This window comes from Mitsuokella jalaludinii DSM 13811, assembly GCF_000702905.1.
In the GTDB taxonomy this organism is placed as follows: Bacteria; Bacillota; Negativicutes; order Selenomonadales; family Selenomonadaceae; genus Mitsuokella; species Mitsuokella jalaludinii.
This window is the reverse complement of the sequence record NZ_JNKR01000001.1, coordinates 51,420-71,285: the sequence shown is the minus strand read 5'-3', so window position 1 is coordinate 71,285 and position 19,866 is coordinate 51,420. Positions and strand designations below refer to the sequence as shown.

Sequence of the window (19,866 nt, the reverse complement as noted above, 5' to 3'; positions counted from 1 at the left end):
CGTCACAATATCGCATGAACGGGATATGACATTTGTCATGCGGGCCGCCTGCACTTGCTGTGGATTTTTTTGAAGTGGACGTATATAATAGAGTTACACGTCTGATATGGAGAATGTTTTTTGATTACAGGAGGGGATTGCATGGCGAAGGTGCCAAAGCTCAATACGATGCATTTTGATGAGGAGAAGCCCTTTGAGGTCGTGGCGCCGTTTGCGCCGATGGGCGATCAGCCGCAGGCCATCGAGGAGCTGGCTGCAGGCGTCGAGAACGGACAGCAGGCGCAGGTCCTCCTGGGCGCGACGGGCACGGGCAAGACGTACACGATCGCCAAGGTCATCGAGAAGGTGCAGAAGCCGACGCTCGTCATCGCCCACAACAAGACGCTCGCGGCGCAGCTCGCGAGTGAGTTCAAGGCGTTCTTCCCGAACAACTACGTCGGCTACTTCGTCAGCTATTACGATTTCTATCAGCCGGAAGCCTACATCGCCTCGACCGATACGTACATCGAGAAGGATGCGTCGATCAACGACGAGATCGATGAGCTGCGCCACAGCGCGACGTGCTCGCTGTTTGAGCGGCGCGATGTCATCATCGTCGCCTCTGTCTCCTGCATCTACGGCCTGGGCTCGCCGGAGAGCTACCACGAGATGGTGCTGTCGCTGCACAAGGGGCAGACGGTCGACCGCGACGTGATCTTAAAGAAGCTCGTCTCCATCCGCTACGAGCGCAATGACGTCGCCTTTGAGCGCGGCCAGTTCCGCGTGCGCGGCGATGTCATCGAAGTCTTCCCGGCCGGCTACAACAACCGCGCGGTGCGCATCGAGCTCTTCGGCGATGAGGTGGACCGCATCGTCGAGTTCGATGTCGTGACGGGGGAGGTCTACGGCGAGCGCACGCATTCGATGATCTTCCCGGCCTCGCACTACGTCACGGAGGACGAGGACCTCAAGATCGCGATGAAGGACATCGAGGCGGAGATGGAGGAGCAGGTCAAGAAGTTCAAGGCGGAGGGCAAGCTCATCGAGGCCCAGCGCATCGAGCAGCGCACACGCTACGATCTCGAGATGATGCAGGAGATGGGCTACTGCTCAGGCATCGAGAATTACTCGCGCCATCTGACGCACCGCAAGGCGGGGGAGGCGCCCTACACCCTGCTCGACTACTTCCCGGAGGACTTCCTCATTGTCATGGATGAGTCGCATGTGACGCTGCCGCAGCTCCACGCGATGTACGCCGGCGACCGCAGCCGCAAGGTGTCGCTCGTCGAGAACGGCTTCCGCCTGCCGTCGGCCTTCGACAACCGTCCGCTGACCTTCGAGGAATTTGCCGCGCGCATCAACCAGATCATCTACGTCTCGGCGACGCCGGGCAAATACGAACTCGAGCGGGCCCAGCAGGTCGCTCAGCAGATCATCCGCCCGACGGGACTCTTAGATCCTGAGATCGAAGTGCGGCCGCTCGAGGGGCAGATCGATGACCTGCTCGCCGAGATCAAGCTGCGCATCGAGCGCCACGAGCGCGTGCTCGTCACGACGCTGACCAAGAAGATGGCGGAGAACCTCACAGACTACTTCACGGAGGTCGGCGTCAAGGTGCGCTACCTCCATTCCGACATCGCGACGATCGAGCGCGCGGAGATCATCCACGACCTGCGCGCCGGCGAATTCGATGTGCTCGTCGGCATCAACCTCCTGCGCGAGGGCCTCGACATGCCGGAAGTCTCGCTGATCGCCATCCTCGATGCCGACAAAGAGGGCTTCCTGCGCTCCGACACGTCGCTCATCCAGATCATCGGCCGCGCGGCTCGCAATGCGCGCGGCCACGTCATCATGTACGCCGACCGCATCACGGACTCCATGAAGCGCGCCATCGACGAGACGGCGCGCCGCCGCGAGATCCAGCAGGCCTACAACAAGGCGCACGGAATCACGCCGAAGACGATCGTCAAGCCCATCAAGCCGCTCATTGAGACGACACTCGTCGCTGAGTCGGGCGGCAAGTACGAGGTGAAGCCGGGCAAGAAGAAGCTGACGAAGAAGGACAGGGAGAACCTCATCAAGACGCTGACGCGCGAGATGCAGCAGGCGTCTCGCGCGCTCGAGTTCGAGCGGGCCGCAGAGCTCCGCGACATGATCCTCGAGCTCGACGGCAGTCTGCCCGGCGCGGCACCAAAGAAGGCCTCCAAGAGCAGGCGAAGCAAGAAGTGAGCGCCACGGGTGCGATCATAGATACATCGATACTAGATAATGAGTAGATACTAGATAATAGGTAAAAGCAATGGAACGATACATCAAGATACGGGGCGCAAGAGCCCACAACCTCAAGAACATCAACGTCGACATCCCGCGCGACAAGCTCGTCGTCATCACGGGCCTGTCGGGCTCCGGCAAGTCGTCGCTGGCCTTTGACACGATCTACGCCGAGGGGCAGCGCCGCTACGTCGAGTCGCTCTCGTCGTACGCGCGCCAGTTCCTCGGCCAGATGGACAAGCCGGATGTCGACCAGATCGACGGCCTTTCGCCGGCCATCTCGATCGACCAGAAGACGACGAGCCACAACCCGCGCTCGACCGTCGGCACGGTCACCGAGATCTACGACTACCTCAGACTGCTCTTCGCGCGCGTGGGGCATCCGCACTGCCCGAAGTGCGGCAAGTCCATCACGCAGCAGTCCGTCGACCAGATGATTGACCAGATCCGGGCGCTGCCGGAGCGCACGAAGCTGCTCATCATGGCGCAGGTCGTGCGCGGCAAGAAGGGCGAGCACAAGAAGATCCTCGCGCACATCCGCCACGAGGGGTATGTGCGCGTGCGCATCGACGGCGAGGTCATGGAGCTCGGTGAGGACATCCAGCTCGAGAAGAACAAGAAGCACACGATTGAGGTCGTCATCGACCGCCTCGTCGTGCGCGAGGGCATGGAGGCGCGCCTGGCCGACTCGCTCGAGACGGCACTGAAGCTCGGCGAGGGCGTCGCTTATGTGCAGATCGTGGACGGCGAGCTCCTGATGTTCAGCGAAAACTTTGCCTGCGTGGACTGCGGCATCAGCCTGCCGGAACTCACGCCGCGCATGTTCTCGTTCAACAATCCCTACGGCGCCTGCCCCGTCTGCACGGGCCTCGGCAGCCACATGGAGTTCGATGAAGAGCTCGTCCTTCCGGATCCGAGGCTGAGTGTGGGCGGCGGTGTCTTTGCGCCGCTCTCGAAGAACCTGCACTCGTACGCGATGTGCGTGATGAAGGCCATCCTCGAGAATCGCGGCTACAGCCTCGAGACGCCGTGGCAGGAGCTCGATAAGAAGACAAAGCAGGCCCTGCTCTACGGCTCGGGCGAGGAGCGCTTCCACTTCCGCTACACGAACATGTTCGGCGAGGACAAGGAGTACTTCGTGCCGTTCGAGGGCGTCATGCCGCTGCTCGCGCGCCGCTACCACGAGACGGACAGCGACGAGATGCGCGAGTCGTACGAGAACTACATGACCGAAATCCCCTGCAAGGCCTGCCACGGCGCGCGTTTAAAGCCGGAGACGCTCGCCGTCACCGTCGGCGGCAAGAACATCGACGAGGTCACGCGCATGACGATCCGCGAGGCCGACGCCTTCTTCACGCAGCTGACGCTGACGCCGCGCGAGGCGAAGATTGCGCGCCAGATCCTCAAGGAGATCCACGCGCGCCTGAACTTTCTCCTGGACGTCGGCCTCGACTATTTGACGCTCTCGCGCTCGGCGGGGACGCTTTCCGGTGGCGAGGCACAGCGCATCCGGCTCGCGACGCAGATCGGCTCGGGCCTTCAGGGCGTCCTCTACGTCCTCGACGAGCCGAGCATCGGCCTGCACCAGCGCGACAACAACCGCCTGCTCGCGACGCTCAAGCACCTGCGCGACCTCGGCAATACGCTGATCGTCGTCGAACACGACGAGGACACGATGTACGCGGCCGACCACATCATCGACATCGGCCCGGGCGCCGGCGCGAACGGCGGGCGCGTCGTCGCAGAGGGAACGGCTGAGGAGATCAAGGAGAATCCAGACTCCATCACAGGTGCCTATCTCGCGCGCCGCAAGTTCATCCCGGTCCCCGCCAAGCGCCGGCCAGGCACGGGCAAGTTCATCGAGGTCGTCGGCGCCGCCGAGAACAACCTCAAGAACCTGACGGTCAAGTTCCCGCTCGGTACCTTGACGCTCGTCACGGGCGTCTCGGGCTCGGGCAAGTCGACGCTCGTCAACGAGATCCTCTACAAGGGCATCGCCTCGCGCCTCTACCACGTGAAGGGCAAGCCGGGCAAGCACAAGAAGATCAAGGGACTCGAGAACATCGACAAGATCATCGACATCGACCAGCAGCCGATCGGCCGCACGCCGCGCTCGAATCCGGCGACGTACACGGGCGTCTTCGACGCAATCCGCGAGCTCTTCAGCCAGACGAGTGAGGCGCGCATGCGCGGCTACAAGGCCGGCCGCTTCAGCTTCAACGTCAAGGGTGGCCGCTGCGAGGCGTGCAAGGGCGACGGCATCCTCAAGATCGAGATGCACTTCCTGCCCGACGTCTACGTGCCCTGCGAGGTCTGCAAGGGCGCGCGCTACAACCGCGAGACGCTCGAGGTCCGCTACAAGGGCAAGAACATCTCCGAAGTCCTCGACATGACGATCGACGAGGCCGTCGACTTCTTCGCCAATGTGCCGCGCATCGCGCGCAAGCTGAAGATCATCCAGGACGTCGGCCTCGGCTACATCAAGCTCGGCCAGCCTGCGACGACGCTCTCGGGCGGCGAGGCGCAGCGCGTCAAGCTCGCGACAGAGCTCTCGCGCCGCTCGACGGGCAAGACGCTCTACATCCTCGACGAGCCGACGACGGGCCTGCACACGGCCGACATCCACAAGCTCCTCGACATCCTGCAGCGCCTCGTCTCAGGCGGCGACACGGTCGTCGTCATCGAACACAATCTCGATGTCATCAAGACGGCGGACTACATCATCGACCTCGGCCCGGAGGGCGGCGACAAGGGCGGCACCATCGTGGCGACGGGGCGCCCCGAGGACATCGTCAAAGTGCCGGAGTCGTACACGGGCAAGTTCCTCAGGCCCTTGCTCGAAGAAAAGAACGGCTGATGCAAAAAGCATCTTGCGGAGGGCAGACGTTCTTCCTATAATGAAGGTGAATCATGAAGTTGCATGACAGAACTTGAAAGGACGAACTAATAAGTAGTCGATAGTATCGATAAATCTACGCATAAGTGGACAAATATCTCATGCATAGATGCTTATGAAGCCGTTTCAAGCCCCAGTGACCGTGTTCAGCGAAAGCTGCTTGCGGGATGAACTAAGTTATCAGAATAAGCTAAAGACTCACCTGCGGATGTAAACCATCAGTCCGCTGCTCTGAGAGTGCCAACTAAGAAACATCGCTAATGTCCTGCGGTGATAACAGGGAAACACATGGGCTTCCTGACGACATGGGCAAGAAGGAAAATTCTTCCAAAAGGAAAGGTGGCAGAGATGCCAAAAATCAAGAAATATGCGTTCGTTTTGGACGCGAAAAGAAAACAACTTGACCCAACAATCGAGCAGAATGCTTGGCGGCTTGTTCGTCAATATAAAGCTCGACTGGTATCGAAGTTTCCAATGATAATTCAATTGAATAAAGTCATGGATAATCCCAACAATGATGAAATTCGTTGTGGTATTGACGATGGTGCGAATCATGTCGGCATGGCTCTGGTGCAGAAATGCCAGACCAGAAACAAGGTTTTGTTCAAAGGCACTATCGAGCAGCGCAAGGATGTCAAGCATTTGCTGACCGTTCGTCGTGGCTATCGCAGGTATCATAGATACCATAAGCAGTATCGCCCCGCCAGGTTTCTAAACCGTGCATCATCAAGGCGTAGCGGCAGGCTAATGCCTTCGATAATCCAAAGAAAACAGGCAATTCTTCGAGTAATTGACAGACTTAGGCAGTGGGTTCGCATTGACGGCTACTGGTTGGAAGACGTAAAAATTGACATTCGGGCACTAACCGATGGCTACAAGCCTTATCGTTGGCAATACCAGAAGTCGAACAGGCTGGACAACAATCTTCGGCTGGCAGCTATTCATCGTGATGGCTGCAAGTGTGTGGAATGCGGCAAGACCAAAACTCGTTTTGAAGTACATCACATTACTCCACGAAAGACCGGCGGGGCTGATACTATAAGTAATCTGATAACACTATGCCCTAAATGCCATGCTAAAACTTTTGGCAGGGAATCACAGTTTGCAGATAGGTACTATGCTTTGATTGGCTCCACAGGTCATGTCGAAGGACTTGATGATGCCCAGCGTGTTATGCAGGGCAAGCATTGGTTCAGAGAACAACTGCAACAAAGAGGTTCGCTAGTTTTGACTACTGGCGGCAACACCGCCAATAAACGTGAAGACTGGGATATTGCAAAGACTCACTCCAATGATGCAGTCTGTATAACTGACTTGAAGCCAGAGAACATAGACATCGAAGAGTGGACTATAAAGCCTATGCGTCGCAAAAACAAAGCTGGAGTCGATGAAGTCTGCGGTTTCCATCATCGGGATTATGTGACCTACACTTATCGCAACGGTGAAACTCATACGGGTTACGTTACCGCAATGTATCCCGACAAAAACCAGTTGAATTTCCAATCCCCTACAAAGCATTGCAAACGGGTTAATGCTCTGAAAGCAAGGCTTTTGTGGAGATATGACAAGATATATTGGTTCAAATGTGCTTAGACAAACACTTCCGGACACATTTGACCATATTTTTAAAAGGAGGAGTTCTTATGGATAGCTTGAAGGGATTCCTGGCAGCCCTTGCGGGCATCGGCGTTGCGCTCGGCGGCTCGCTCTTCGTCATCGTGGCGGCCCTCATCATCATCGGCCTGTTCTTCACGGGCATCTTCGCGATGATCGGCCTGTCCATCACGATGCTGGTCATCGCCATCGAGGTCGGCCTCGCCTATCTCGTCGGCTGTATCATCCACTACATCGCGCTGCGCGTGCTCGGCTGGCTCTACGATGTGACGCACATCGGCTGGCTCGCCGACTACTATCACCGCAACATCGCGGCCATCGCCATCGCGGTCATCGGCGTGTTCTGGATCTGGTTTGAATGATTTTTCATTGCCCCAGCTCATCGAGCGGGGGGCTTTCTTTTTTTGAGGTGTGTATTTCATGGATATTTCTCTCTTGCAGATCATCGCCATCTGCGCGACGATCGCTGTCGTGCTGGGGTTTGGCATCCGGGCGGCCCGGTCCGTCCACTCGACGAAAGGCTTCAGTGTCGGCGGCCGGTCGGCCGGTGTGCCGCTCGTCGCAGGCGGCATCGCGGGCACATGTGTCGGCGGCGGTGCGACCGTCGGCACGGCGCAGCTCGCCGCGACCGTCGGACTGTCGGCCTGGTGGTTCACCATCGGCTCCGGCGTCGGACTCATCATCATGGGCCTCTTCTATGCCAAGCCCCTGCGCCGCACGGCACTCGAGACGATCCCGCAGTTCCTCGCCCAGAACTTCGGCGTGACCTGCGGCATCTTCTCGAGTGTCGTCTCATCCATCGGCATCCTGTTCAGCGCGGTGGCAAGCTGCCTGCCGGCCATCTACATCATCGCCGCGATCTTCGGCATCTCGTTTTTGCCCGCGACGATCCTGCTCGTCCTGACCGTCGCAGCCTATGCCTTTTTCGGCGGCATGAAGAGTGCCGGTGTCGGAGGCATCCTCAAGATGATCGTCATCTGGGTCACGATGGCCATCGCCGGCATCATGGCCTCGCATTCGCTCTTTGCCGATCCTGCCGTCTCGGCAACCCTGCCGGAGGGGACCTTCAACCTGCTGCGCGGCGACATGAGCCACATCCTCGCGAACTTCTCGTCCGTCGTCATCGGCATGCTCTGCACGCAGTCGTACATCCAGGCCATCTTCTCGGCCTCGAATCCGCGCACGGCATCCGTCGCGGCCTTTACGGCAGCGCTCATCAGCCTGCCGGTCGGACTGCCCTGCGCGATGGTCGGCATCTACATGGGCGCGGCGCATCCTGAGATCATGCCGATCCTCTCGCTGCCGACGTACCTCTTGACGGAGCAGCCATCCCTGCTCGGCGGCATCGCCATGGGCGGCATCATGCTCTCCCTAATCGGCTCGATTGCCGGCCTGTCGCTCGGCATCGGCACGATGCTCTCGCGCGACATCTTCCACCGCGCTCGCGTGACGCTGCGCGCGCGCAAGATCCACAAGCTCGCCGAAGATCCTGAGAACCAGATCATCGACATCACGGAAATCCCGACACCCAACCATCCGTACCACCTCTCAGAGCTCGCCGTCACGCGCCTGATCGTCCTTTTGACCATCACGCTGGCCGCTTTTATCGCGCTGGCCAACGAGGGCAGTCAGGTCCTCTTCTGGAACTTCCTGTCCATGGCCCTCCGGAGCGGCGGCATCTTCCTGCCGCTGAGCTTCGCCATCTTTGCGCCAGGCACCATCACCGCCATGAGCGCCACGCTCTCCATGGCCCTCTCGACCGCCGCCGCCCTCATCGCCGTCTTCCTCGGCGCCGCCGGCAACCCGCTCTTCTTCGGCCTCGCCGTCAGCGCCCTCTGCCTCATCCCGTGCTGGCTGCGCCATCGCTGATGACTCGTCAAAGCAGCGCAGGCAGGGTTTTTCAAATTTCTGTGGAATAATTAACAAGATGATGAAGATATTCAGGAACCCCTGCTGTCTCTCACGGCGGGGGCTCTTGTTGTTTGATAGGACTTGACCGTCAAAGTCAGCAGAGGGGGGGCTTGTACAATGGAATCAAACTTTTCGTTCTTGGCCGAACATTTCCCGGTGCTCGCGCGCTTCGGGCAGCAGGCGGAGCGCTACTGGCAGTCGGACGCGAATGCCTGCCTCATGAAGCTCGGCATGATCGGGGAGACGGTCGTCCAGCTCATCTACGACATCGACGATATCGAGCACCCGCTGAAGGATGACGCCGTGCACCGCATCAACCTGCTCGAGCGCGAGGGTTACATCACGCAGGACCTCACGGCCATCCTGCACGCCTTGCGCAAGAAGCGCAACCTCGCCGTCCACGAGAGCTATGAGTCGGTCGAGGATTGCAAGGTACTGCTGCCGCTTGCTTACACGCTGGCAGAGTGGTTCTACGAGACGTACGGCGACTACCACTACGAGCACCGCGACTTCGTGCCGCCGGAGGTCATGGAGGCGCGCGAGACGGCCGAGGAACGCCGGAAAGAAGCGGCCCATGACGAAGAGGTGGCGGCCAAGGCCATCGAGTCGGCCTCGGCAGAGCGGCTGACGCGCGAGAAGCGCCAGAAGCGCGCGAACCTTGCGGCTGCACACCGCTACAAGAGTGAGGCCGAGACGCGCCTGCTCATCGACGAGCAGCTGCGCCGCGTCGGCTGGGAGGCGGACACGCAACACCTGCGCCACAGCGCGGGCACGCGGCCGCAGAAAGGGCGTAACATCGCCATCGCCGAGTGGCCGACGTGCACGGGCCCCGTCGACTACGCCCTGTTCTGCGGCGAGAAGATGGTCGCCGTCGTCGAGGCGAAGGCTGAGTACAAGGATGTCTCCGCCGTCCTCGACGGTCAGGGCAAGCGCTATGCCACGGTCGCCGAGGGCGCGGCTCCGTACACCGTTGGCAAGTGGGGCGACTATCAGGTGCCGTTCATCTTTGCGACGAACGGCCGTCCCTACATCGAGCAGTACAAGGAGAAGTCGGGCATCTGGTTCCAGGACCTGCGCGATCCGATGAACATCCCGCACGTCCTGCACGGCTGGGTGTCGCCAGACGGCATCCTCGCGCTCCTGAAACACGACAAGTCAGAAGGGGAGAAGCGACTCGCCGCCGAGCCTTACGACGAACTGCGCGACCCGCAGGGCTTGAGCCTGCGCGACTATCAGATAAGGGCCGTCGAGGCCGTCGAGCAGGCGCTCGCTGACGGACAGACCTCGATGCTGCTCGCGATGGCAACCGGCACGGGCAAGACGCGCCTGGTCCTCGCGCTGATCTACCGCTTCCTCAAGACGCGGCGCTTCCGCCGCATCCTCTTCCTCGTTGACCGCAACGTCCTCGGCTCACAGGCAGAGGACACCTTCCGCGAGGTCAAGCTCGCCGAGCTCCAGACACTCACACAGATCTACAACGTCCAGGGCATCGCCGACGATGCCGCCATCGAGCGTGAGACGAGCGTGCAGATCGCGACGGTCCAGAGCCTCGTGCGCCGCATCCTCTATCAGGAAGGCGAGTCGATGCCAGCTGTCACGGACTTCGACCTCGTCATCATCGACGAAGCGCACCGCGGCTACATCCTCGACCGCGATATGAGCGAGGACGCGGCCCTCTACCGCGACCAGCGCGACTACTTGAGCAAGTACCGCAATGTCGTCGAGTACTTCGACGCCGTGAAGATCGCGCTGACGGCCACGCCGGCACTGCACACGACGCAGATCTTCGGCGCGCCCGTCTTCACGTATTCCTACCGCGAGGCCGTCGTCGACGGCTACCTCGTCGACCACAATGCGCCCATCCACATCGAGACGGAGCTCTCGACGAAGGGCATCCACTACAAGAAGGGGGAGCAGGTCGCGATGATCGACCCGGAGACGGGCGAACTCCTCAATGGCGCGCAGCTCGAGGACGAGCTCGACTTCGACATCGATGACTTCAATCGCAAGGTCATCACCGAGAACTTCAACCGGGAAGTGCTCAAGGAGATTGCCAAGAATTTCGACCCGACGGAGCCCTCGCAGGGGAAGATGATGATCTTCGCCGCGAACGACCAGCACGCCGACCTCATCGTGCGCTTGCTCAGGGAGCTCTATGAAGGCATGGCACCGGCCGATGCCATCCGCAAGATCACGGGCACCATCGAGAACGGCAACCAGAAGAAGATACGCGAGGCCGTGCAGCACTTCAAGAATGAAGCGTATCCGAGCATCGTCGTGACGGTCGACCTGCTCACGACGGGCATCGACGTCCCCGCAATAACGACGCTCGTCTTCCTGCGCCGCGTCAAGTCGCGCATCCTCTTCGAGCAGATGCTCGGCCGCGCAACGCGACTTTGTCCCGCCATCCACAAGGCGGCCTTCGACATCTACGACCCCGTCGGCACGTATGCCGCGCTCGAGAAGGTCAGCGACATGAAGCCCGTCGCAGCGAACCCCAAGGAGACATTCGCAAAACTGCTCGACGGCCTCGAAGAGGCATCGCTGGCCGCTGACAGCGCGCTGCGCCAGAAGAAACTGAGCGCGCGCCTCGGCCGCTTCACGGGCCGGCTGCGCCGCAAGAGCAAACTGCTCGACACGTCACAGGACAAGGAGGCCGCCGCCTCGCTCGCCATCGACGGGAAAGCACCTGCCTCATTGACCGCCTTCATCAATGCGGTGAAGGATATGCAGCCCGAGCAGGCGCGCACCGTCCTCCTGGCGAACCGTGCCGCCATCGAGGCGCTCGAGTCTATCCACCACACGCGCAAGGGCATCGTCATCGACGACCACACCGACAAAGTCACCAGGGTCTACCACGGCTACGGCGAGGGCGAGACGCGGCCGGAGGACTACCTCGAGTCCTTCACCGCATGGGTGCGCGAGAACCGCGACAAGGTCGAGGCGCTCAACATCATCTGCACGCGGCCGCAGGACCTCACCGTGCAGGACCTCAAGAGCCTGCGCAAGCAGCTCAGCGCGCTCCACTTCACCGAGCGCCAGCTCTCCGACGCCATCGCGGGCGGCGATGGCGCAGCCGTCACGGCCGACATCATCAGCCTCATTCGCCGTGCGACGATCGGCACGCCGCTGAAGAGCCACGAAGAGCGCATCCATGGTGCCGTCAGCCGCCTGATCGACGAGCTGCGCCATCATGGCAAGCTGACCAAGCCGCAGGAGAATGTCCTGCGCAAGATCGAGAAATACTTCCTCGCCGACGAGAACTACGTCATCGGCATGCAGATGTTCCGCGACGACAGCCGTTTCAGGAGAGACGGAGGCCAGCCGCGCTACGACAGGATCTTCGACGGCCATCTGGCGGAAGTGATCGACAAGCTCAACACCTACCTTTATGACGACTATGACGATGGAGGAAAATCCGCATGAACACACAAGAAATCGTAGCGAAGCTCTGGAATCTCTGCAACGTCCTGCGCGACGACGGCATCACGTATCATCAGTATGTGACGGAGCTGACCTACATCCTCTTCCTCAAGATGGCGAAGGAGACGTACACCGAGGATCCGATCCCGGAGGACTGCCGCTGGGATGCGCTGCGCGACCTGCGCGGCCTCGACCTCAAGAACCACTACAAGAAAGTCCTCGACAAGCTTGGCACAGAGACGCAGGGCCGCGTGCGCGAGATCTACGCCGGAGCCGCGACAAACATCGACGAGCCGAAGAACCTCGAGAAGATCATCACGAGCATCGACGAGCTCGACTGGTTCTCCGCCAAGGAAGAGGGGCTCGGCAGCCTCTATGAAGGACTGCTCGAGAAGAACGCCAACGAGAAGAAATCCGGCGCGGGCCAGTACTTCACGCCGCGCGTGCTCATCGACGTCATGACGCGTCTCGTGAAGCCGCAGCCCGGCGAGCGCTGCAACGACCCGGCCTGCGGCACGTTCGGCTTCATGATTGCCGCTGCGCAGTACGTCAGGGACATGACGGACGACTACGCCGACCTCACCGAGGAGCTGGCCAACTTCGAAGTCGAGGAAGCCTTCTCCGGCTGCGAGCTCGTCCACGACACGCACCGCCTCGCGCTCATGAACGCCATGCTGCACGGCATCGATGGCCCGATTTACCTTGGCGACACGCTCTCGGACTTCGGCAAGCGCTTCAAGGATTACGACGTCGTGCTGACGAATCCGCCGTTCGGCACGAAGAAGGGCGGCGAGCGCGCGACGCGCGACGACTTCACCTACACGACGAGCAACAAGCAGCTCAACTTCCTCCAGCACATCTACCGCAGCCTTAAGGCAAACGGCAGAGCGCGTGCCGCCGTTGTCCTGCCCGACAACGTCCTGTTCGCCGACGGCGACGGTCAGGCCATCCGCCGCGACCTCATGGAGAAGTGCGACCTGCACACCATCCTGCGCCTGCCGACGGGCATCTTCTATGCGCAGGGCGTCAAGACAAACGTGCTCTTCTTTACGCGCGGCACGTCCGACCAGGGGAACACGCACGAAGTCTGGTTCTATGACCTGCGCACGAACATGCCGTCCTTCGGCAAGACGCACCCGCTCAAGCGCGAGGACTTCGCGGGCTTCGTCAAGGCCTATGAGGCCGCCGACCGCCACAGCGTCGAGGACGAGCGCTGGCACTCGTACACGCGCGAAGAGATCGCCGCCAAAGACGACAGCCTCGACCTCGGCCTCATCAAAGACGATTCCATCATCGACTACGAAGACCTGCCCGACCCCGTCGAGAGCGCCGAGAGCGCCATCGCCAGCCTTCGAGAAGCCGCCAAGCTCCTGCGGGAAGTCGCCGACGAACTGCGCGCCGCAAAGGAGAAGTGACATGGCCAAGAACAAGAAAGAAATGACACCAGAAGAACGCCTTGCCGCCGCCCTTGTGCCAGAGGAAGAGCAGCCGTATGAGTTGCCAGAGGGATGGAAGTGGGTAAGACTCGATGGCTTGTCTGATATCATCATGGGACAGTCGCCGCGTGGATTTGATACAACGGATGATAGCTCGTATACGCCACTGATTGGCGGTGCTGCTGATATGGGGGCTAAGGAACTTACTCCCCATAAATACACAAAGGTAGTGACAAAACTTTCTAGGAAAAATGATTTGGTTTTATGTATCCGCGCAACATTGGGGCGACCTGTTGTATCTGATGGTGAGTATTGTTTAGGCCGTGGCGTGGCAGGCATACGAACCATTGCAGGAGCAGTCGACTGGATCAGATACTATCTCATTCAGTCAGAATCTTATCTATATGAGCATGCGACAGGTAGTACTTTTTTACAAGTCACCGGAAAAGTTCTTTCAGACATGCCTGTTCCATATCCAACGGTATCTGAGCAGCAGCGCCTTGTGGCGCGCATTGAGTCGTTGTTTGCCAAGCTCGATGCTGCCAAGGCAAAGGTGCAGTCTGTCTTCGACGCCCATGAAACGCGCAAGGCTGCGCTGCTGCACGATGCATTTGCAGGTAAGCTGACAGCGAAATGGCGTGAAGCACGAGGTGTGACGGGTGACGTATATCAAAGCGTGCCATTAGCTGATGTCTGCAAGAGCATCTTTGACGGTGATCACATGCCGCCGCCAAAATCAAGTAGAGGCATTCCGTTCTTGGTCATCTCGAATGTGAACAAAGGTAAACTCGATTTTTCGGAGACGCGGTTTGTTCCGCAGGACTACTATGACAAATTGACCGACACGCGTAAGCCGGAATCAGGTGATGTGCTCTACACATTGGTCGGGACGTATGGGATTCCTGTGTTAGTCGACACGGACCAGGCGTTTTGTTTCCAGCGCCACATGGCTTTGCTGAAGCCGAAGGAAGATGTTATTCTGCAAAGGTATCTTTGGTACGCCTTGCAAGAGAAGGATTTTTATCGAGAGGCTACAAGAATTGCCAAGGGCACGGCACAACTGACGGTTCCAATAAAAGGATTGCGTCAGTTAACGATACCGATGGCATCACTTCCAGAGCAGCAAGAGATTGTCGCCATCCTCGACCGACTGCTCGGCAGGGAAGAAGAAGTCCGACAGTCGGCGGAGTCGGTGCTGGTAGCCATCGACAGCATGAAGCAGTCAATCCTCGCGCGAGCGTTCCATGGGGAACTTGGGGCGTGACATCCCGTGCTACCTGCGCCATCGCTGAGCCTTGCTCGCTACTACGTTACTCTTTCTTTATCTTTGCTTTGTCTTTGTCTTAGGGGAGCTCGGAAGCCTTGTGCGCCAACGGATTGCGGCTTTTTACTATGTCACATAGGAACACAGAGCGGACACAGCCTGATCATATCCTGAACCATAAACCGGGACAGTTCGTCAAATTATCCACACCTGCCGCAACTTATCCACAGGATATCCACAGGAAATCCACAGAGTTATAGACAGGGAAGAAGTTCACGGGATACCCATCAGGCAGTCACAACTAGCCAATCTCGGTAACAGTCGCTCAAAAAAGTGCAGAGGACTGCAAATATGTTATTGCTTTCACACGCGCGGCGTCGTATAATCGTATTAGCAATACGATAAATGTACCGCATTTTTTGGGGAGGATCTTATCAATGAAAAAATTCCAAGTCGTCGTGAAGTGCTCAATCGGTATCCATGCGCGTCCCGCAGCTCAGATCGCGCAGGCATGCAGCAACCTGCGGGCGGCGGTGACGCTCGAGGTCGATAATGAGACTGCCCAGGGCAACAACGTGCTGGAGATCTTGAACCTCCACGCCCCGAAAGGCGCAACGGTCAATGTCACCGTGGACGGCCCTGATGAGGAAGAGGCTGCACAGCAGATCCAGGCTGTTTTCGATGCCATGGGCCCGAAGGAGAAGAAGGGCTCTGTCCTCAAGGTCGCCTTTTTCGGCACGAAAGACTATGACCGCCTCTACTTCAGCGAGCTCGCAAAGGACAAGGGCGAGGGCACGTACAACGTCGAACTCAAGTATTTCTCGAGCCGCCTGACGGATGAGACGGCACACCTCGCCAACGGCTATGACGCTGTCTGCATCTTCGTCAACGACGAGGCACCGCGTTCTGTCATCGAGCAGCTGCATGACGGCGGTGTCCGACTGATCCTCCTGCGCTGCGCCGGCTTCAACAATGTCGACAAGAAGGCCGCTGCCGAGTACGGCATCACGGTCCTGCGCGTACCGGCTTACTCCCCATACGCAGTGGCAGAGCATGCCATGGCGACGCTGCAGGCTGCAAACCGCCGCCTGCACAAGGCATACAACAAGGTGCGCGACAACAACTTCGACCTCACGGGCCTGCTCGGCGTCGATCTCCACAACAAGGTCGCCGGCATCCTCGGCACGGGCCGCATCGGCCAGTGCATGGCGCGCATCTGCAAGGGCTACGGCATGACGGTCATCGGCTGGGATGCATTCCCGAACAAGAAGCTCGAGGAAGAGGGTCTGCTCACCTATGCTTCGAAGGAAGAGGTCCTGAAGCGCTCTGACCTCATCTCCATTCACGCACCGCTCATCATGGGCGAAGGCGGCACGTATCATCTCATCGATGAGAAGGCCATCTCCCTCATGAAGGACGATGTCATGCTCACGAATGCTGCACGCGGCGGCCTCATCGATACGGAAGCGCTCATTGCCGCGCTCAAGAAGGGCAAGTTCCATGCGGTTGCGCTCGACGTCTACGAGGGCGAGGATGCCAATGTCTACACGGACCACAGCTTCGATGTCCCGACGGAGGATGTCACGGGCCGTCTGCTCATGTTCCCGCAGGTCATCCTCACGAGCCATCAGGCATTCTTTACGCGCGAGGCACTGCAGGCCATCGCGACGGTGACGATGGAGAACGCCCGCAATTTCAACGAGGGCCGTCCGTTCGGTGCTGCTGAGGTGAAATAAGCACGATCACAGATTCTGATCTCTAACTTTTACGTTACGGAGAGGGGCAAATGCCCCTCTCTTTTTTTGCCGAAGCCTTGCGTGAGGCTTGGCAGGGGATAAGACGGCAGTCGGCAGAGTCGGCGCTGGCAGGCTTCGACAGCATGAAGCCGTCGATCCTTGCGCGGGCGTTTCGCGGGGGCTTGGGCGTAAAAAAATGTGGCACTCCATCAGAATGTGTGGGGAACTAACTCTTCCCATCCCTTATGACCATTGAAAAAGCATACATTTTCCTGTACGATATTTTCGGCTAAAAAACACATCGTACGGGGGAAATGTATGCTCACCAAAAAGATACTCAAATCAATCCTAAATGTCAAGCATACCGCTATAGATGACATGAAAATTTTGCCAGATGGAACAATTGTCATCAAGGCACATCCTACCAAAGACGAACAATGCCGTTGCGGCATATGTGGCAGAAAATCTGTCCACTATGACAATGGCCGCGGTGGCACCCGTTCTTGGCGGGCTTGCGACTGGAATACCCACAAAGTCTATATTGTAGCAGATATACATCGTGTCATGTGCCCCAAACATGGGGTCGTTACGGCATCTGTTCCTTGGGCAAGGCATAAGTCCCGTTTTACAAAGGAATTTGAGGAGCTGGCCACTTGGCTCTCCTTGTCCTGCACGAAAACCGCTGTTGCCTCTTTGCTCAGGATTTCTTGGAATACCATCGGCTCTATCATTAGCAGGATGCGGGCTGAACTTGATGCAAATCCAGCCGCACACTTCGTGGGACTTGTCCGCATAGGCGTTGACGAAACCAGCTACAAGAAGGGACACAAGTACATAACGGTGGTCATCAATCATGACACAGGTAAGGTTATCTGGGCTCATGAAGGACATGGCAAGACCATTTTCACCAAGTTCTTCAAGCTGCTGAGCAAAGAACAACTGGCCAATATACAGCTTGTATCTGGTGATGGTGCCAAATGGATTCAGGCATGCATCAACGATTTTTGTCCGGTAGCCAAGCGATGCATTGACCCGTTCCACGTTGTACAGTGGGCTACTGAAGCCCTTGACGAGGTGCGTCGTTTAGCATGGCGTGATGCCTTGAGGAATCCAGCAGATAAGACTCCGAAGAAACGCGGTCGTCCCAAGAAAGATACCACAGCCAAAGACTTGAAAGGCTCTCGGTTTGCTCTGGGAAAGGCTCCGGAGCATCTCACCAAGAAACAGCAAGCTCAGCTTGAATTCATTGCCAAGGCTGACAAGCGGCTGTATCGTGCCTATCTGCTAAAAGAGAAACTCCGTCTTGTTTTCCAGTGCGAGAATGTCGCTATCGCCAAGAAAGAACTGGACGGATGGATTAAATGGGCTCAGCACTGTCGCATCAATGTGTTTGTCGAGCTCCAACGGAAAATACGCCGTCACTACGATGCCATACTGGCAACAATGGAGCATCATCTGTCCAACGCCGTACTGGAGGCGACCAATCGGAAAATCAAGCTATCCGTTTACATGGCCTACGGATTTCGTAATATAGACAACATGATTGATATGATTATGCTCCGCTGCTCCGACATTGATGTAAGGTTACCATGGGATTATGAAGCTACTTAGCAGGCTGGGAATTTCTCCACACAAACTGATGATGCCTCAAAAATGTGCAAAGGTTGGCGAATAGTGTTAGAATGAAATGAGAAAAATAGTACGGCTTGTTTTGTAGAGTGTGCAGAGCATGTCGTGATAGGTAGTAGGTGATCACGATGGAGAAGAATTGGATGCCGGACATCTACAGCGATGTTCCGGTGGCGTATGCAGTCTACAAGCTGATTTTTGCAGAAGATGGCAGGACAGTCGAGGATGCAGAGTATGTCTATGTCAACAAGATCTACAGTGAGATGGCAGGTGTGGGGCCTGAGGAGCTCCTGGGACAGCGTTTCCTGTCCTGCTATGAACGTGCTAATCCGATCTGGATGACGTACTGCGCGAAGGCTAGCCTGGATGGTGAGGTCATCCATGACTGCATCTATGCGCCAGAGATTGGGCACTGGCTCGACTTCACGATCATGCCGCTCAAGCAGCCGGGGTATGTCGCGTACACGTTCATAAATGTCGACATCGACCGTGAGAGGCAGATGGAGATGAAGCGCGAGTTCACGACGAAGGACATCGTCCTGCGCATCTCAAAGATCCTCAGCAGCGAGGAGGCTTATGAGGTGGCGATGAATCACGCGCTGCAGGAACTCAGCCGCATCCTGCATCCGGACCGGCTCTACATCCTCGAGACGGACGGCAAGACCGTCTCGAACACGTTCGAGTGGTGCGCGCCGGGCGTCGCGCCGGAGATCGACACGCTGCAGCATCTCGACTACGAGCAGTACATCGGCGGCTGGGAGAAATTCCTCAAGCACGCGACGAGCGTCATCATCGAGGACATCGAAGTGCTCAAGGCGGACGACCCCGTCGACTACTGGAACCTCAAGCGCCAGGGCATCGAGCGCATCATCGATGCGCCGATCTACCACGATGGCAAGATCATCGGCTACCTCGGCGCCGATAACTACGAGAAGAGCGATATGATCAACACGGTCGCCATCCTCGAGACGGTGTCGTACTTCATCTCGTCGAAGATCACGAACCACCGCCTCATGGTGGAGCTCGAGCACGCGAGCCGCCATGACGCCCTGACGGGCCTCCACAACCGCAACGCCTGCATGGAGAAGATTGACTTCCTCACGAAGTACTCGAGCAGCGTGGGCATCGTCTACGCCGATGTCAACGGCCTCAAGGAGATCAATGACACACTCGGCCACCAGGCGGGCGATGCGGCGCTCCGGCAGGCGGCGCGCCTGCTGACGAAGTGCTACGGCCTCGAGAACACCTACCGCATTGGCGGCGACGAGTTCCTCGTCCTCGTGCCGCTCGTCACCGAGCTCGACTTCAAGACGAGCGTCCTCCGCCTGCGCGAATTGGCCGCGGGCAAGGCCGACCTGTCCATCGCCATCGGCAGTGAATGGGTGGCAGACACCGCGCACCTCGAAAGGGCCATCACAAAGACCGACCAGCGCATGTACTGCGACAAGGTCGAGTACTACAACCGCCGCGGTAAGAAGCGCGAGACTCGCCACGACCTCAACGCCTTCCGCCGCATGGCCGCCAAAAACCTGCCAATCGCGGACTGACGCCATCCGGGAGCGCGGTCGGACTGTCGGACGATTGCCTTGTCTTGAATGCTTTGCATTGCATTTTAGGGCTTCTTGTGATAAGATAACTTCCATAATGTGAAATACGCAAAGACGATGACGAAGAGGAGTAGGGATCTTCCCTGGCAAAGAGACGGGA

11 protein-coding genes are annotated in these 19,866 nt (G+C 58.4%); all 11 read left to right on the top strand.

The window, feature by feature from the left end; all coding sequences use genetic code 11:
* Positions 1-141: 141 nt before the first annotated feature.
* Positions 142-2,208, top strand: coding sequence for an excinuclease ABC subunit UvrB (gene uvrB, locus T518_RS00320; RefSeq protein ID WP_036373526.1), 2,067 nt, complete (start codon positions 142-144; stop codon positions 2,206-2,208).
* A 70-nt stretch (positions 2,209-2,278) separates the two neighbouring features.
* Positions 2,279-5,107: an excinuclease ABC subunit UvrA gene (gene uvrA / locus T518_RS00315; RefSeq protein ID WP_036373523.1), complete on the top strand. Its 2,829-nt coding sequence runs from the start codon at positions 2,279-2,281 to the stop codon at positions 5,105-5,107.
* 387 nt (positions 5,108-5,494) lie between these two features.
* Positions 5,495-6,739, top strand: a complete 1,245-nt coding sequence (iscB, locus tag T518_RS00310) for an RNA-guided endonuclease IscB (RefSeq protein ID WP_036373520.1) — start codon at positions 5,495-5,497, stop codon at positions 6,737-6,739.
* A 50-nt stretch (positions 6,740-6,789) separates the two neighbouring features.
* Positions 6,790-7,122 (top strand): hypothetical protein, encoded by a 333-nt coding sequence (locus tag T518_RS00305; RefSeq protein ID WP_036373518.1) that lies wholly within the window; start codon positions 6,790-6,792, stop codon positions 7,120-7,122.
* Positions 7,123-7,180: 58 nt separating this feature from the next.
* Positions 7,181-8,629: a sodium:solute symporter family protein gene (locus T518_RS00300; RefSeq protein WP_036373515.1), complete on the top strand. Its 1,449-nt coding sequence runs from the start codon at positions 7,181-7,183 to the stop codon at positions 8,627-8,629.
* Between the two features lie 159 nt (positions 8,630-8,788).
* Positions 8,789-12,097, top strand: coding sequence for a type I restriction-modification system endonuclease (gene hsdR, locus T518_RS00295; RefSeq protein ID WP_036373513.1), 3,309 nt, complete (start codon positions 8,789-8,791; stop codon positions 12,095-12,097).
* A complete protein-coding gene (locus tag T518_RS00290) occupies positions 12,094-13,509 on the top strand; it encodes a class I SAM-dependent DNA methyltransferase (RefSeq protein ID WP_036373510.1) in 1,416 nt (471 codons plus the stop codon). Before hsdR ends, T518_RS00290 begins: the two co-directional genes overlap by 4 nt.
* Before the next feature lies 1 nt (position 13,510).
* Positions 13,511-14,794, top strand: a complete 1,284-nt coding sequence (locus tag T518_RS00285) for a restriction endonuclease subunit S (RefSeq protein WP_036373507.1) — start codon at positions 13,511-13,513, stop codon at positions 14,792-14,794.
* 437 nt (positions 14,795-15,231) lie between these two features.
* Complete coding sequence (locus tag T518_RS00280) at positions 15,232-16,530, top strand: fused HPr family phosphocarrier protein/2-hydroxyacid dehydrogenase (protein WP_036373504.1); 1,299 nt, start codon at positions 15,232-15,234, stop codon at positions 16,528-16,530.
* 318 nt (positions 16,531-16,848) lie between these two features.
* Positions 16,849-18,141, top strand: a complete 1,293-nt coding sequence (locus T518_RS00275) for an ISL3 family transposase (protein WP_072003553.1) — start codon at positions 16,849-16,851, stop codon at positions 18,139-18,141.
* Between the two features lie 146 nt (positions 18,142-18,287).
* Positions 18,288-19,706 carry a diguanylate cyclase domain-containing protein gene (locus T518_RS00270; RefSeq protein WP_036373501.1) on the top strand — a complete coding sequence of 473 codons (1,419 nt, stop codon included), beginning with the start codon at positions 18,288-18,290 and terminating at the stop codon, positions 19,704-19,706.
* Positions 19,707-19,866 lie beyond the last annotated feature (160 nt).